Source organism: Enterococcus sp. DIV1682a (genome assembly GCF_051711005.1).
Lineage (GTDB): Bacteria > Bacillota > Bacilli > Lactobacillales > Enterococcaceae > Enterococcus_B > Enterococcus_B hirae.
The window spans coordinates 630,848-647,344 of the sequence record NZ_JBIOLT010000001.1 but is presented as its reverse complement, the minus strand read 5'-3'; the positions used below and the strand labels follow the sequence as shown (position 1 = coordinate 647,344).

The 16,497-nt window shown below is 36.2% G+C and carries 14 protein-coding genes and 1 riboswitch; of the genes, 4 read left to right on the top strand and 10 right to left on the bottom strand.

The window, feature by feature from the left end:
- Positions 1 to 228 precede the first annotated feature (228 nt).
- A riboswitch (M-box (ykoK) riboswitch) is annotated at positions 229 to 403 on the bottom strand.
- A gap of 219 nt (positions 404 to 622) precedes the next feature.
- A complete protein-coding gene (ndk, locus tag IGJ23_RS02875; RefSeq protein ID WP_010719910.1) occupies positions 623 to 1,066 on the top strand; it encodes a nucleoside-diphosphate kinase in 444 nt (147 codons plus the stop codon).
- A 113-nt stretch (positions 1,067 to 1,179) separates the two neighbouring features.
- Here the strand turns inward: ndk and IGJ23_RS02870 are convergent, their stop codons facing one another.
- Together IGJ23_RS02870 and IGJ23_RS02865 are read right to left on the bottom strand one after the other, a co-directional pair.
- The gene (locus IGJ23_RS02870; RefSeq protein ID WP_010738334.1) at positions 1,180 to 2,091 is read right to left on the bottom strand and encodes a helix-turn-helix domain-containing protein; all 912 of its coding nucleotides are present in this window, start codon (positions 2,089 to 2,091) and stop codon (positions 1,180 to 1,182) included.
- A 502-nt stretch (positions 2,092 to 2,593) separates the two neighbouring features.
- Positions 2,594 to 4,669 carry an LTA synthase family protein gene (locus IGJ23_RS02865; RefSeq protein ID WP_438774603.1) on the bottom strand — a complete coding sequence of 692 codons (2,076 nt, stop codon included), beginning with the start codon at positions 4,667 to 4,669 and terminating at the stop codon, positions 2,594 to 2,596.
- A gap of 107 nt (positions 4,670 to 4,776) precedes the next feature.
- Between IGJ23_RS02865 and IGJ23_RS02860 the strand changes: the two genes are divergently transcribed.
- Positions 4,777 to 5,001: a hypothetical protein gene (locus IGJ23_RS02860; protein WP_438774602.1), complete on the top strand. Its 225-nt coding sequence runs from the start codon at positions 4,777 to 4,779 to the stop codon at positions 4,999 to 5,001.
- Between the two features lie 63 nt (positions 5,002 to 5,064).
- Here the strand turns inward: IGJ23_RS02860 and IGJ23_RS02855 are convergent, their stop codons facing one another.
- The 8 genes from IGJ23_RS02855 to IGJ23_RS02820 all read right to left on the bottom strand — a co-directional run bounded on the left by IGJ23_RS02855 (position 5,065) and on the right by IGJ23_RS02820 (position 15,129).
- Complete coding sequence (locus tag IGJ23_RS02855; RefSeq protein WP_438774601.1) at positions 5,065 to 5,688, bottom strand: hypothetical protein; 624 nt, start codon at positions 5,686 to 5,688, stop codon at positions 5,065 to 5,067.
- Between the two features lie 405 nt (positions 5,689 to 6,093).
- The gene (locus tag IGJ23_RS02850; protein ID WP_438774600.1) at positions 6,094 to 7,644 is read right to left on the bottom strand and encodes a bifunctional metallophosphatase/5'-nucleotidase; all 1,551 of its coding nucleotides are present in this window, start codon (positions 7,642 to 7,644) and stop codon (positions 6,094 to 6,096) included.
- A 355-nt stretch (positions 7,645 to 7,999) separates the two neighbouring features.
- Positions 8,000 to 9,280, bottom strand: coding sequence for an extracellular solute-binding protein (locus IGJ23_RS02845; protein WP_063626665.1), 1,281 nt, complete (start codon positions 9,278 to 9,280; stop codon positions 8,000 to 8,002).
- A 24-nt stretch (positions 9,281 to 9,304) separates the two neighbouring features.
- Positions 9,305 to 10,603 carry an MBL fold metallo-hydrolase gene (locus tag IGJ23_RS02840; RefSeq protein WP_438774599.1) on the bottom strand — a complete coding sequence of 433 codons (1,299 nt, stop codon included), beginning with the start codon at positions 10,601 to 10,603 and terminating at the stop codon, positions 9,305 to 9,307.
- The gene (locus tag IGJ23_RS02835; protein ID WP_081127814.1) at positions 10,587 to 11,405 is read right to left on the bottom strand and encodes a carbohydrate ABC transporter permease; all 819 of its coding nucleotides are present in this window, start codon (positions 11,403 to 11,405) and stop codon (positions 10,587 to 10,589) included. The genes IGJ23_RS02840 and IGJ23_RS02835 overlap by 17 nt, the downstream gene beginning before the upstream one ends.
- The gene (locus IGJ23_RS02830) at positions 11,402 to 12,289 is read right to left on the bottom strand and encodes a carbohydrate ABC transporter permease (protein WP_010719920.1); all 888 of its coding nucleotides are present in this window, start codon (positions 12,287 to 12,289) and stop codon (positions 11,402 to 11,404) included. Before IGJ23_RS02830 ends, IGJ23_RS02835 begins: the two co-directional genes overlap by 4 nt.
- Positions 12,289 to 13,365, bottom strand: coding sequence for an ABC transporter ATP-binding protein (locus tag IGJ23_RS02825; protein ID WP_053765873.1), 1,077 nt, complete (start codon positions 13,363 to 13,365; stop codon positions 12,289 to 12,291). Before IGJ23_RS02825 ends, IGJ23_RS02830 begins: the two co-directional genes overlap by 1 nt.
- 366 nt (positions 13,366 to 13,731) lie before the next feature.
- The gene (locus IGJ23_RS02820) at positions 13,732 to 15,129 is read right to left on the bottom strand and encodes a glycoside hydrolase family 1 protein (protein ID WP_010738342.1); all 1,398 of its coding nucleotides are present in this window, start codon (positions 15,127 to 15,129) and stop codon (positions 13,732 to 13,734) included.
- 396 nt (positions 15,130 to 15,525) lie between these two features.
- Here IGJ23_RS02820 and IGJ23_RS02815 point away from each other — a divergent pair, with 396 nt between their 5' ends.
- Both IGJ23_RS02815 and IGJ23_RS02810 read left to right on the top strand, forming a co-directional pair.
- Positions 15,526 to 15,951 carry a hypothetical protein gene (locus IGJ23_RS02815; protein ID WP_010719923.1) on the top strand — a complete coding sequence of 142 codons (426 nt, stop codon included), beginning with the start codon at positions 15,526 to 15,528 and terminating at the stop codon, positions 15,949 to 15,951.
- A 250-nt stretch (positions 15,952 to 16,201) separates the two neighbouring features.
- Positions 16,202 to 16,384, top strand: coding sequence for a hypothetical protein (locus IGJ23_RS02810; protein WP_010719924.1), 183 nt, complete (start codon positions 16,202 to 16,204; stop codon positions 16,382 to 16,384).
- Positions 16,385 to 16,497: the final 113 nt, after the last annotated feature.

Below are 16,497 nucleotides of genomic sequence, written 5' to 3'. Positions count from 1 at the left end.
ATAGCCTCAGCCAGCAATTTCTCTCGCATTATTTTCTTCGCAGGACTGTCATCCATTTGTTCTCATCTCCTTTAACTTGATAGAATTGTTCTTGTTTCTCTTTCGTTTTAAAAGCATCAACTTCCCAACGAAACCACCTCCATTTTTGTTTGTTAGGATTGTTTCAACACAAAAAGACCTTTCATCAAAAATTCAGCGAAAGGTCGAAAAAGCACATAAAAAAAAGCTTCTTTGATCTCATCGTTGAGTTTTGACACTGTACAACGTAAAAAGCAATTCCTTGCTTTTAGCTACCTTATGAAAAGCCTTGTCTCGACAATTCCTGTTCTACCCATTGGCGTCTCTCGACGTTTTTGGGCAGTAGCCTGTGTTTGTATAGGAGCCTCACCTAACAAATCCTATTTAGTTTTCCTTCGTAAATATAACAATTTATGCACCGATTGTCAAACTTATTTTTTGCTTTTTCCAAACATTTATGGTAAATAAATTGTTTTTGATTGATGGGGTTAGAAAATTCTTATTGTACTTAATAGCCCGCATGTTGATCAGCTTTTTCACTTTGATTGTGGGTTTACTCAGACACCAGTATAATAAAGTTATAACAAAAAAAGGGGTGTATCAGATGGAACGTACATTGGTCATTATCAAACCGGATGGTGTCAGACGTCATTTAATTGGGCGGATCATCCAACGATTTGAAGAAAAAGGATTAGCAATTACTGAAATGAAGTTTGCAACAATGACAAAAGAACTCGCACAAGAGCATTATCATCACTTAAGCGGTCGGAGCTTTTTCGATGAATTAATTGATTATATGACCTCGGGACCAGTAGTCTATCTTGTTTTAGCTGGAGAGGATGTCATCGATATCGTCCGTAAGATGGTCGGTGCAACTAAAGCTGTAGATGCTGTTCCTGGAACGATTCGTGGAGATTATGCCTTACCTGGAACTGAAAATATCATTCATGCATCTGATTCAAGAGATGCTGCAACCAATGAAATCAATCGTTTTTTCCCATTATTCGATACAAAAAAGCAAAAATCTGAGATCGTTCATCCTGAATGACCAAACAGATTTGCTCTGACTGATAGTTGAGTGAAAGAGCAGAAAAGTACCTGACAGTTCGTTTAGTCAATGATTGTTGCAAGGTCTTTTCTACTCTTATTCACTTGTCTTACTTATTCTTGTTCTATCTTGGCAATCTGTTCAAAAAGCATCATTTTTTTCTCTTCCTCTTTTATCACTTCCAAGAGTTTCTCTTCAAGACGTTTGCGCTCTTTCTTGCCTAGGGTATATTCGATGACCGTAAAAAAAGTATTCAACTCTTTTGAAAGTGGTTCACCTAAGGCTTGTGCAATCAGCTTTCTGTAGTATTCTGTCATCAAACTTTCATAAATGATTGTTGATTTTTCTTTGTGTGCCAAACTGCGAGACATATCGAGGTTGATACTACGCGCTTTTTTGAAACGTTTTTTATCGATATAATAAAGCGTGAGATTCATTAAAAATGTAAATAAATAGTCTTCATTCAAAGAATCGGTCATTTGTCGCATTCTTTTTTTGATTTTCAAGTAATGATTATCTAGAAATGAATCACTGAAAATATAGGGATACTTGGAAAGAATATCTAACTCAAAATGACCATATTCCCTGATTTTCATAAAGTATTCTTCAATCGTGCGACACTCATATCCTAGAAATTCTAATTGCAACTCCATTTTTCCATTCGTCTGCCAAAACATCTGTAGATTTAACATTAAATAGTATAAATCAGCTGTTTTTTTATATTGCTTTCGATTGTTGGCAATTTCCTTATAAGGATCAAAGTTCTCTTCTTGGATTTTATTTAAAAGATGCCGACTTTTCTTCGTTTTTTTGGGTTCTTCAAGCTGATTACGTAACCATTCATATTCGGCCAAAGAAATATTTAAGCGTTCCAAGAAGGCTTTTAGTGTACAAAAAGAGATCTTCTTTACGGTATGATTTTCGATTCCTACTAGAGATGTTTTGGAACAGATTCCCTTTGCTAACTGTGTTTGTGTCAACTTTCGATTCACTCGAAGTTGCTTGATTAATTCTCCATCATACATAATTGATCGTTACCAAAACCAATAACTGAGTGAGTGCCATGTACGAAACAGTTGATCTTCCATCCTTCTTGTAACACTTCTACAACACGTATCACATGACCGTTTGTATGATAAGAAATGTTTAGCCAAAGTGTTGAAAAATAAATTAGCTGCTTGGATCTGTGCTTCTATATGTACATGTTCGTTCATTGCCAGTTGTTGTTTTGATTAAACGTTTCCCCTCCTTGTTGTTTCTGATTTTTATTCTTCGGTCAACCTATAGCTGACAAGTTTATCCTATTTCCCTTTTCTATTTTTATTTGATTCAACTGAATTCAGCCATCATTTTTTACACCTATCCAAATTTCCTCGGATTTTTCACTTCCAAAAGAATCGCTGTAAAAAATTTGTTTCCTTCACTAATTACATACGCTAAAATAAAAAAGTTTACGAATTATATAAAAAAAACTTCCAAAAAAGTGAAAACAAATCGACTTTTTTGGAAATTTTATCAACTATTCATTTAATTATTATCATCTGTTTCTGCAGGGTAAAGGTTAGTCGTTGTTTTATTTCCATTTTTAGAATAAACACTCGTGGACTTGCTTCCTTTTTGTTTTTCAATGGTTTCATTTTTCTCTGCATCATTTTTATAATCATACTTTTTAGGATCAATCGTTTTAAAGTTATCTGGTACATAGAAACGTAATAGATTCTCTTGATTCAACTTATCAGATAAACTTAAAGCCGTTTTGACTTGATTCTGATCTTTTTCCACTTCTTTTTGGATACCAGCTTTTTTAGGATCAATGATTTCCCCTGTTTGGTTATCATAAGTTTTTCCATCTAAAACGGTATATTTAGGTGTCACAAAATTACCATTTCTAAAGGCAACCAACTGATCATGCTCTGGTGAAAGCAAATCTGTACCAAAATGGATATAGTCTTTATCATTGATTCCTACTAAGTGTAACAGGGTAGGTAACACATCAATTTCGCCACCATATTCATGATTGATCTCACCTTTTTTATAACCTGGAATGTGGAACATCAATGGCACTCGCTGCATTTGAGCATTATCAAAATCATCCCAAGTAGCAGGGTCTTTTCCTAAGGCTTTCGCCAAGTCTTTATTATCCGTATTGGATATTCCAAAATGATCTCCGTAGATGACAAACATTGAATTTTGATAGATACCGGATTTTTTCAAATACGTAAAGAATTGTTCCAACGATTGATCTAAATAATGAGCTGTCCGGACGTAATCATCTACTCTGCTATTGCCAGTCTTCAATGATGGGAAATTAAAATGTTTATCGTCTGTATAGTATGGCGTATGATTGGTTACCGAAAGAAACTTAGTATAGAACGGTTGTTGTAAATGTTCCAAATATTTAGCTGATTCTCTGAATAAGTCCTTATCTAAAATACCATATCCCAACGTTTCATCTGAACTATTGAAATAAGAACGATCAAAGAAGTTGTCATAGCCTAAATTTTTATACACATGATCTCGGTTCCAGAAGCTCCCGACATTCCCATGGAAAACCGCGCTCGTATAACCTTGCTGTTGCGCCAAGATTGCTGGAGCAGCTTGGAACGTGTTATCTGAACCTAGCTCGGTAAACAAAGAACCTTGTGGTAAACCAAAAGTTCCCGTCTCTAACATATTTTCTGCATCACTTGTTTTTCCTTGCCCAACTTCATGGAAGAAATTGTCAAAGCTGATTGTTGATTGATTCTTATAGATACTATTTAAGAATGGCGTTACTTCTTGACCATCTACCTTCATATTGATTAGAAATTGTTGGAAGCTTTCTAAATGCAAGACAATGATGTTTTTCCCTTTAGCCACGCCAAATGTTGCTGGATTAGGAGCAGCATAATGATTTTCGGTGTATTTTCTCACTTCTTCTACACCATTACTACTTGCATGCGCACGAACACTACTTGTCATCCCTGTTTTGATAGCATCGTAAATAGTATAGGCATCGATTCCCAAATATTTGACGATGTAAGAACGGTCAAACGTCCGTTGCAACAATTGGGGACGATTTGCTTCACTAAGCGCTAAATTTCCTGAAAAAATCAACGCTGACAGACAAGTGACTGCGATCGCCACTGGTTTAGAGACTGCAGGACTTTTTACTGGTATTTTTTTAACAAACATCCAGATGATGAGTCCTACAAATACTAATATATCCAACCAATACAAAATGTCATGAGGTCTCATTAATGCAAAGGAACTTCCTGATAAACCTTGTGAAACTTTAGAAAAGCCTAGAATAGACTTTACGGTCACGAAATCTGTAAATTCTCGATAAAAAATAATATTCAAATAAAGCAAAAGCGTATTTAAAATATCAATGATTAAAAGAACAATCAATGCGGGTTTCAATTTTTTTATATATAATGCTAAACCAAAAAACAACAATGTCGTTGCAATTGGATTAATCCACAGAATAAAGTATTGGATGCTGCCTTCAACGCCCAATGAAAAATCAACGTAATAGGCAAAGATCGTTTTCAGCCAAAAGAAAAAACTAGCTGTCAAAACAATCAGCAAACGATTTTGGCACAATTTTTTCAAATGTGTCACAAGTATCACTTCTCTCTTTTATTTTTTTTTATTCTGCTCCTAAAAAATGAAAATTTCCTAAAAAAAGGGTTATTTTAAGATTTTTTTTAGAAATGAAGGGAACAATTATGGATATCTATGCCAAAAAAAGAACCCCTCAGACTAAATATGTCCATCCTGAGGAGTTTTTGTTAGCTGTTTTTGTTTTGGTCAACCTGAACTACAATAGTTTTAGTTATCGAATGAAGCAAGAACAATCAGTCAAAGATTCAGCAGAAAACAGTAACTTAGTAAAAACAAATGAACTTTCATCCTTTCAAATGAATGACTATCATGCACCTCTCAGTACTTGAGCTGGAAAAGACGGGCTGTCTCATCTATTTTCCAGTTTGCGTACTCTTACTAAAATACTCGTGTTACTTTGCCTTCTGTTGCTGACTTGCTTTGCTGTTTTTTGTGCTATTTTTAGTTGTACGACTCGATTGCGTCTTGGACTTACTTTGAATTGTTTCCGAACGTTCAGAAGAACTTTCCTGAGTCGGCTCAACCTGAGTCGTATCAGAATTTTCTTTGACTTCTTTATTCATTTTTATCCAATCTTTCAGACGGGTACTAACAACCTCACGATTCACCTTATCTGAATAGCTGGTTATTACTTTTCCGTTCTTTAATCGAGCTAGTTTTTCTCCGTCATTGGTTAAAAGTAAGACGGTCAAACGTTTATCGTTGAATTGATATTGTCTTAACGAAATAGCACTTAAGACATCATCAATATTGATAAACTGATTACTTTCCTTGTCTTTTGGCAAATAAAGCTCTAATTCTCCCTTATCATAGTTGGCTACTATCTTGTAATCCTTCCACCAATAAGTAGAAAATTCTTTTTTAAATTTATCTACTGATTCTTTACTTGCAATGATTTTTTCTGTTTCTAGTTGAGCGATATCTGCTGTCATTTTTCCTGAAACTGCGGCTGATAAAAAAAGCAGTAAGAAAAAACCAACTAACCAAAAGAGAAGAAAAGGACGTTTTTTTCTCATACCTTTCTCCACTCCCATTCAAATTTGCCTATTCCATTATATACAAAAAATGAAGAGTAAAGACAAAAAAGTAAAAAAAGATATTAAATAACGGAATTTTTTTTATAAATAACCCATACTGATGGATCGTTTTATAAAAAAGGTTGTAACTAAATTTATAGCAAAGCAAATTTAGAACGTTTCTAAGAACATACTTTCACCAAAAAAACGTTATAAGTACATTGAAAATAACCTGAAACTTACAACACTTGAGACTGTTAATCATTTACAACAATTACCTTTTGGATTAGTTTTGATAAACAATTTTGTTAATTGCATGCTTCGATTTATTTACCTTCGTTTTGGCTTGCTCTTTTCTTGAATAGACTTGAATAGACAGATTTCACTAATTTCTGTCCCCCTTGTTTACTTGATTACCCGAAAGTTATGATTTACTTCAGCATGAATTCGTTGATGTTTTCTTAAATAATCAGCAATCAGTTCAGTCATATCGATTTGGATTTCACGAATGATTTTATCGGCAGAGAACATGTGATAATTCCCTCCACCGACCGCTCTGTACTGATTCATGACTACTTCCAGCTCTTCCTCAGGATGGATCGGTTTGCCTGCTCTGGCTAATTTAGTGATCCTTTGCCCTACTGGTTGACGTAAATCGATCTCATAATCAATGCCCTCATACATGTCATAATTATAATACTGTGGTTTAGGTTCAATGAACGCAGGATTAAATACGATCTCGCCTGATTCTATTGCCAAGAAGTTTGCTGTTTGTTCTAAGGCATCTCTTAGATCCTGCCCTGTAATTTTAAGAACTGCTAAAGTATTAGGATAAATATAATTGGTAATAATTTCTCTCATTGTAATAGTTTCATTGAATCCTTGACCTTCATTGTTGAACAGAGCCGTTCCCGAAATCGATACTCCGCTGGCAGCCATTTGCACCCGATTAATAAACTCAATATAAGGATGTTCCACGATTCGTGCTTGCATCGGATCAGTGATTTTCATGTCTCCTTGTACCTCTCCCACTGGTTGATCAAGCCATGTTTGCAATTCATTTTCTGTTTTTTGAACAAGTGAAAGAATGTCTTCATCTGCCTCGTCAGTTACTAAGGAAATCAGTTCTGCTTTTCCGTCCGAAACACGATAGCCATTAACTGTTCTTTCCAAGGATAATTCGATTTTACCTAAAAATTCGCCACGATAGCCCGGTTGGATAATCGGCACACCATTTACCTTCGCAGCAATCACTCGATGTTGGTGCCCAGTAATCAACGCATCCATCCCAGCTACTTCTTGGAGTAGTTGGAAGCCTTCATTTTCGCCAGTCAACGCTTCAGTGGGTTCGCCAGTCTCTAAATCTTTCTCGAATCCACCATGATAAGCTACAACCACTACATCTGCTAATTCTCTAAGTTTTGGTACATACTGTTTCGCTGCTTCAACTGCAGATACAAATTGTAGGTCTTTAATTGTTTCAGGTTGTTCCCAATGGGGGATATATTGCGTGGTCAACCCTAAAATCGCCACTTTGATCCCTTGTTTTTCAATCATCACATAGGGCTGTCCAAAATAAGGATCGCCTTTGCTCGTTAAAATATTAGCAGATAAGACAGGATGATGATAACTAGCGATAGCTTGTTCTAAGTAAGATAAGCCATAATTAAATTCATGATTTCCTAATATACTAGCATCCACATCCATTTCATTTAAGACATTCGTTAATTCTGAGACGTGGTGATCTTGTTGTTTTGCTAAGTAGTAACTAAAAGGTGACCCCTGAATGAAGTCACCGTTATCAATGACATAAAGAGGGTCTGGGCTAGTTTCTCTGATTTGTTTGATTCTACTGGCAATTTTTGCATAGCCATAAGGTTGTTCTTGATCCGTCGCATAGTTCGTTGGATAGATATACCCATGGACGTCACTAGTTGCTAACAATGTTATTTTCATACTTGTCTCCCATTTCATGCGACTGAACCAAAACTTGCCTCAGTCTCTTTTAGTCTCTCTAAAAACGAATAAACGGCGTTCAAACATCAGCTCCTTGAAATAAGCCTGAATTTTTCAAAACATGAGAAGCTGTTTCAAAAAATCCTCTCTTATTCGCTCGGAGCTAAACGCTTCTCTCACAGCCTCTTGTTCACAGCGAGACAAAAGCAGCATCTTCGAAAAATAAGCCGAAATTGACCCAAAATTTGAGAAGAAAATTTCGGAAACTCCTTCTTATTCCTTGATGTTAAACACTTTTGTCTCAACCGCCTAAAGCAAACAAACTAACGTTCTGAACGTTCTTTCGTTCGATTGTTTATTGATTCCAAGCATCTTCCAATTGAGGAACGGAATCTTTTATCAGTTTCTTCGTATCTTGATTCGTATTCGATAAAATGTTTTCCATGATCGAACGTACCTCATTATAAGCAGGATCTGCGTTTTCAATCACAGGGATCGAGAATAGATCAGAAGTAGCTGCTTCTAAATATTGTGGTACTTTTGTTTCTGTAGAATTCTTGTATTCATCACTTTCAAGAACCGATTCAACGATTGGCATATAACCAGTCATATTTGCCCAATACAGTTGGTTTTCCGGTTGTGCTAAAAATTTCATATATTCAAAAGCAGCTGTGCGTTTTTCCGCACTGGCACTACTGAACATATAGATATCCGTTCCTTGTTGCAAATTGATTTTTTCAGGACGTGGCGCAACGCCATACTCAAATTTTCCTTCAGTATCTTTTTTCACATAACCTTCTCCAGCAATCGAGCCAACAAACATTGCCACTTGTTCATTTGCAAAAGGACCTGACAAGTACTTATCCGATCCAGCAATTCGGAAATAACCATCTTTGACGCCCTCAGCATAGTAATCGATCACTTTTTGTGATTCTTTCCCATCTAAAGCTAAGTCTTTGTCAAAATCAACCCCTTGATTTTTCATACCGATCGCATAGTAGTTATTCAATGAATCAAACCCAGCACCCACCACTTGCCCATCTGATTTTTCATAGATCGTTTTTGAAGCTTCTTTTAATTCTGCTAGTGTCGTCGGCACTTCAACGTTATATTGTTTTAATAGATCTGCATTGTAGAAAAGCATTTCCGTTGATTTGTTAAAAGGGATACCATATTGTTTGTCATCAATTTTAGCACCTTCTAATAATGAATCACGGATTTCTTCCTGATCCTTCCAGCCAATCGTATCATTTTCGATATATGGGTTTAAATCAACCAACATCTCATCTTGAGCAGCATTCCATAGCCATCCTGGATAAGCTTGAGTGATTGTCGGCAGATCCTTAGGTGAAGGTAATGTCGAATTGATTTTTGCTTGAAGATCCGAATATTGCGATTGATTTTGCAACTCTACCTTTATATTAGGATTTTCTTTCATGAAGTCATCTGTAAGTTTAGTTAATGCTTCTTCTTGCGCACCATTCATCGCATGCCAGAAGTTGATCGTTGTCTTTTCATTGATTTCTGTTACGATATCCTCACTTGAACTATCTACCTTTTCATTCTTTCCACAAGCACTTAACGCAAATACTGCTGCTGCAGCCACAAACACAGAAGCCCATTTTTTCATTTTCATCTTCTTTTTACTCTCCCTTTTCTCTTATAAAATAATTTGTTCGCCACGTTTTGGCAAAATTCTTTCTCCATAAGGATTGACTAATTTCTCAGGTTTTAACGTATGGATCGGCACTAACACTTTTGGTTGTATCTTGTCGATGATTTCAGCTAAATCAGCTGGAAATGCGTGTCCAGACAGCGATAATCGAACAAATTCAACTTGCTTTTCAGCTAAAATCTTTAAAAAGACAGCATATTGTGGATCAAAATCTCCCAATGGTTGGGCATCACTATGAATGTATAAACCTCCTCCTTGCAAGTTTTCTATATTATCAACGACTTGCCAAACAAAAGTTGTTTCATCGTTGCGTAAAACTTCGTAGGGATATTCTAATTCTGACTGAAGAATCGGAATGACTGGACTATCCGTTAAATAGTAATAGGGCACATCCATTCCTAGAACTTCTTTCATTAATGCAGCCATATTCGCTTCTAAAACCATCGTTCGCGGGGATTGTTTCACCAGCATTTCAAAGCGTTTAAGGTTTGCTGGGTACCCATTGAAAGTAATTTGACGATTAGGATATTGATCGACCAGTTCACAAAAGCGCTGCACTAGCTCTTCTTCCGTAGCAATTGGCGTTTGTTCGCTTATTTCTCGGTCAGGAAAACTGATGCTGACGCCTTCCATCATCAATAAGTCAGTCTGAAATGATTTTTGACAAAACGTTTCTGTCATTTGCCGGTCATATCCATGAAGACGCAAGTCACCAGTGTAAGTCAAGAATCGGTCAGGCGTTTTGATTAGTAAAGCAGCTGCACCATACGCATCATGATCGACTGGTAGAATCTCCACACTGATTTCTCCGATCTGGACAGTTTCATAAGGAGATAATCCATTCATTTCACGTACAAACCCTTCTTTTTCAAAAGGAGAAGGAATCAAGAAATCGTTGTTTCGATGAAGGGAATGTAAGATTTGCTTCGTTTCATTTAAAGTGTATAAAGGAATTGCTGGATCAAGATAATTGATCATTTTTGAATGATCCAAATGAGCGTGAGATAAGAAAACGGCTGTATGCTGATACGGCTCTCTTTCTCCTGCTTGTATGTGCTGTACTTGATCAAACAGCCTTGGATCATATAATCCATTCAAGTCAGGAATCAATCGATGTTCAAGCAATGTATTTAAAGATTCATCAGCTATGTCTAATTCTGGACGGTACTCTGTGCCAAAATCAAAAAAGATGTGTGAATCGCGGTAGGCAACTTCAATGATCGTTCCACCGATCGTTAAGATTCCGCTATGGAAAGTAATCACTGTTTTATCCTTTGATTCCATTTTTCGCCACTCCTCTTATAATTTCTTTTCTAAAAATCAAATAAATAATCAAAATCGGGATAACTGTTAACGTCGCCGCCGCCATTTGTAAATGAACGTCACTCCCACTTTCAGAGGTAAAAGCAGCTAAACCATTATTTAACAGGCGGAATTTTTTCTCGTTCGTCACAAGCAGTGGCCATAAAAATGAATTCCAACTTGAAATAAACGTCAAGATACCCACCGTGACTAATGCTGGTTTAGACATCGGTACTAAAATTTTCCAAATATACTCTAGATCACTGGCACCATCGATTTTAGCTGCTTTATAAAAGGTACTGGAAATACTCTTTAAATACCCGTTCAAATAATAAATATAAAAAATACTGGTCAAGAAAGGAATGATCAATGCACTATAGCTGTTTAGTAATCCCATTCGTGAAATCGTATTGTAATTCGTAAAAATAATGGACTCATAAGGAACCATTAGTAATGAGATCATGATCCCAATAATCAATTTTTTAAAACGAAATTCCAGACTTGTTAACGCAAAAGCCGCTAAAACAGATGTGATGACTGTAGCGATCGTAGTTACTAACGAAACAAAGACGGTATTGAAGAAATAACGTAAAAATGGTGCTTTTTCAAATACCTCCGTATAATTTCCCCATTGAAATGATGTTGGCAGTAAGGTTGGCGGAATACTCGTTGCCTCACTATATGTCATCAACCCAGCTAAAATCATATAAATAAATGGAAAAATCGTTACGATCCCTAAAATTCCGATAAATAGCAATGAGAGTCCTGTAACAACTTTTTTCATCCTCTTCTCCCTACTTTCTTCAACAATTTATTTTGAATAAATGTGATCAGTAAAATGACGAGGAACAAAATGACCGTCGCCGCCATAGCGATCCCTGGTCGACCAGCGATGTGGAATTTATCGTAAATATAAAAGACCGCTGTCGTAGCACTTTTGGCGATCCCTGGCTGCCCACCAAACAAAGCATAGACTTGAGTATAGACTTTAAACGCTCCGATAATATTGACAGTCAACAAGAAGGTGATCGTTGGGATCAATTGAGGAAACGTGATCCGACTAAAAATCTCCCAAGCATCTGCTCCAAACATTCGAGCAATTTTATAATGCTCTTCGTCAATATTTCTTAAACCAGCCAATAAGATAATGATATTGAATGCGAGACTGGTCCAAACCCCAAAGATGATCAACGTTGTCATACTCATCGAAACATTATCTAACCAATTGATTGATTCAAATCCTAAAAAATTCAGCAAATAATTAATGAGCCCATAGGACCCGTTGAAAAAATAGCGAAAGACGATCCCGATAGCAATCGTACTTGTCACATAAGGCATGAAAAAAATCGTTTCAAAAAAAGTCTTATGTTTCACTTTTTCAAAGATCACCCAAGCGATTCCCAGTGAAAGGAGCAATGAAATAGGAACAACTGTAAAAGCAAACAATGCGGTGTTTCTTAATGCTTTGATAAAGACTGGGTCTGACAACACACGCTGATAATTCTCAATTCCTGCAAATTGTTGATTGATTAAGGAGCCTTTTTGAAAGCTCATCGCTAGTGAACGGAACAACGGATAGATACTGAACAAAACAATAATGACCAATGATGGCAGTAAGAAGAACCAAGCTTTCGGTTGATTTTCTGGATCATATGCTTTTTTGAACATTAGTACACCCGCTCCCCTTGGTCATCGAAAAGAAACATTTTATGGTACTGAAAATCAAAAGAGAGTACCGTATCTTCCTCGATGAGCTTTTCAATACTAACGATCGATTTCAGACGTTTCGCAGCGAGCGAAAAATTCAAAATCTGTTCACGTCCGATCAATTCAACTCCAGAAACTTGTACTTCGAACAATCCGTTAGTCGTTGGAAAAACGTCTTCTGGTCGAATCCCTAAGATATATTTTCCATCCACTAATGGTTTTCTTAATTGAGCGGATTCCAGTTTCGTCAGAGGAATTTGAAAATCCGTATGGCTGATTTTCCCTTCACGAACATTGACCTCGACCGGTAACGTATTGATGATCGGGTTACCGATAAAATTGGCAACAAACAGGTTAGCCGGGTCTAAGTATAAATTCTGCGGAATATCATTTTGTTGAATCACACCTTCATTCAGTAAAATGATTTTGTCACTAATCGAAAGTGCTTCTTCTTGATCATGCGTCACAAAAATCGTAGTGATTCCAACTTCTTTTACCAAACGACGGATTTCTTCTCGTATCTTTAATCGCAAGCGTGCATCCAAATTACTTAAGGGCTCGTCTAATAATAAAACTTCTGGTTTCTGGACTAAGGCTCGTGTAATAGCCACACGTTGTTGTTGTCCACCTGATAAAGTCCCTGGTTTTTTATCTTGGAGTTCTTCGATATTCGTTAGTTTCATATATTCCTGTGATATTTTTTTAGCTTCTGCTTTTTTGATTTTATTTTCGCCAACCGTCAATGGAAACATAATATTCTCAACCACAGTCATATGCGGGTATAAAGCATAATTTTGAAATACAAAACCAATATTCCGATCTTTCGGTTCCGTTCGTACCACCGACTCTCCACTAAAACGAATGTCCCCATGACTAGGGCTTAATAACCCCGCAATCAAATTCAAAATCGTTGATTTTCCACAACCACTAGGGCCAAGCAAACAAACCAGATCCCCTTTTTCGATTTGAAAATCAACAGACTTCAGTGCTTCAAACCCATTATCGAATACTTTCTTCAGATTGATAACCTCAATCATTTTTCATAGCCCCTCACGTAATAAAATTTCTTTTTACAGGTGTTAATAATTTCTACCTTATAATCAATGCTAACGCTTCTATGTGTAGATTGATTTAATTCTGTGTAAATATCTTGAAAAGAAAACCATCTGCTCACACTTCCTCCAAAAAAAGATAACGTTCGTATTTTAATCATATAGAAACGGTTACAATTGATAAAAACTAAAAAAAACACTTAAAAAGCATACTTACTTTATAAAGATATCAAATAACATTCTTTATTTATATACATTCAAAAGCGTTTTCATTGTATTCTAATTTTTCAAACAAACAAAAATATTCCTCTTGACCGTTTATTAAACGGATCAAGAGGAACGTTGACTTTTTTATATTGTAAATTGGTTGGTATCAGATAGTTTTTTAAACCAGTGACCAGATTTTTTGATCGTCCGTTTACCATCATTCGCTAAATCAACGGAAATAAATCCATAACGATTTTTGTAAGCATTGGTCCACGACCAGTTATCCATACACGTCCACATATGATACCCCAAGCAATTAGCACCTTCTTCGATTGCTTGGTGAACATATTTTAGATGTTCTTGGACAAATTCAATGCGATAATCATCGTGGATCATCCCATCTTCTTCGATAAAACGTGCTTCATTTTCAACACCCATACCGTTTTCAGAAATGAAACAGTCAATATTACCATAATGGTCTCGAACATTGATTAAGATATCATAAATTCCCTTTTCATAAATTTCCCAACCACGATAAGGATTCATTTTACGATTTGGCATTTCATAATTATCAAAATAATCTTCTGGCATTGGTCCATTTTCATGATCAATCGGTGTTTCTTTTGCTTTGACTCTTCTTGGTTGGTAATAATTGATTCCTAATAAGTCAATGGTATTTTCTTTAATGATCGCTAAGTCATCTTCTTGCATCGCTGGTACCATGTCTAATTCTTTCACAATGGCGATCAATTCTGGTGGGAACTCACCTTTAACTGCTGGATCAAGAAACGAACGATTAAAAAAGGCATCAGCTAATTTAGCTGCTTTGACATCTTCTGGGTTGTTTTCATCCCGAGGATAGCTTGGTGTTAGATTCAAAATGATTCCGATTGAGCCATCTAATGCCATGGAATGATACGCTTTGACGGCTAATGCAGAAGCCAGCGCTTCATGATAGCCTACTTGGATCGCCTTTTTCATATCGGACTCTTCCGGGTAATGCCAACGGTAAAGATACCCAGCTTCAACTGGCACGATTGGTTCATTATGGGTAAACCATTTTTTGATTTTCGTCCCAAATAATTCAAAACAAATCTTAGCATACCTTTCATACGCTTCAACCGTTTCCCGATTGAGCCATCCGCCTTTTTCTTGCAAAGGCATCGGCATATCAAAATGATATAAATTCACAAATGGTTCAATGCCATTAGCGATCAATTCATCGAAATACGAATGGTAAAAATCAACAGCTTGTTGATTCACTTCGCCAGTCCCTTCAGGAATCAGGCGACTCCATTGGATCGAAGTACGAAAACTATTGTGTCCAGTTTGTTTCATTAATTGAACGTCTTCTTTATACTTCGTGTACACTTGTGATGTCTTTTCAGGACCTACTTGATCAAAGAACTTTTCTGGTTCTTGGCTAAACCAATAATCAAAAATATTCTCTCCTTTACCATCGCCAGCAATACGACCTTCTGTTTGTGGGCCACTTGCGGCTGATCCCCACCAAAAATTACTTGGAAATTGATAATTTGTCATCCACTCACACCTTCTATTAAAGAGTTCAGTTTATTTGCTAAATAATACTTGTTCCCTACTCAATATAGCAAACGTTTACACCAGTTACAAGTTAATTTAGAAAACGTTTTATTTAGTTGAAACGACTCGTACACCCCTACTTCATTTGCTGTACTGAGCAAACCAGTCCTTTTGAAGGGGAGTTGACATCTGTAAAGAAATGAGATTGAATAGAAGAGACATAAACACCTTTTTTCAATAGAATAGACAAAAGCTAGTATTCCTAAATCTTATAATAGAAGCTATACTAATTTATTAGTCACAGTAAACGCAACGACAGAAACCCAGCCAACTTGGTTGACTAGCGGATTCACACCGTTTGTAGTTAAAGCTGTATCATACAATGGAGGAAATATTTTGAAGAAATTAGTCATCATGGTTCTTTCGCTTGTCAGCTGTTTTACTTTATCAGGATGTAGCCTATTCGGTGGATCTGGTAACTCAGCAGACCAAACGACAGATTCATCGACTCTACAAGCTGAAAAAGAGGATATCAGTAACAGTAACTATTCATTAAAAGTCCGCAAAGACATGAATTTAGTCAGTGGGCAAATCATTTTTAGCGATCATAAAATGGAATGGACACGTACCTATACAGGAACTGAAAAAGATACCGCAAGTACTTCTCAAGAAAAAACAGTACTCAATGATATCAAGATCAAGACCGAAGCAGACACTTATACCATCTCTGGTAAAGAAGATGGTAAAGAAGTATCCGTTACCTTCAAAAAGATCGGAAACTACCGAATCGAAGATCAGGACGGAAATATTTATAGTTTGTAAAAGACCTAAAAAGACCGACTTGACCTGATCAGTAAAGGAAAAACTTTTAGAACAGCTTTTATTTTTGAAAAAACTTGCAACTGTTCTGGCTGTTTTCTTGTCACTTCGTACAAAAAAACGAGAGCTGACATGGCTCACTCGCTAGGAATTAACCGGAATTAAGAGAAATTGTTAATTTCTCTTAATTTTTTTGTTTCTGCCATTTCTTTCTGGTATATTGGGTAAGCACAATGTGATAAAGGAGAAAAAAATGAGTATATTTGATAGTCATGATTATTGTACTTGTACAACCAGTAAAAATATTCATACCGAATTTAGTGATCAAGGAAGCTTAAGTATTTGCGATCACTGTCATAAAACTGTAAAAGATTCATTTAAGTCATTTGAATCCTATACGAAAGAAAGACATGCGGATGTTTTAACTGTTAAATAAAGTCTCGGCCTTATTTTGTATAAGTATGGCAGGATACCAATAGGTCAAAAGATTTGAAGATGTCAAAAGACACGTTCAAATCTTTTGATCTATTTTTACTATCTTTTTTATTT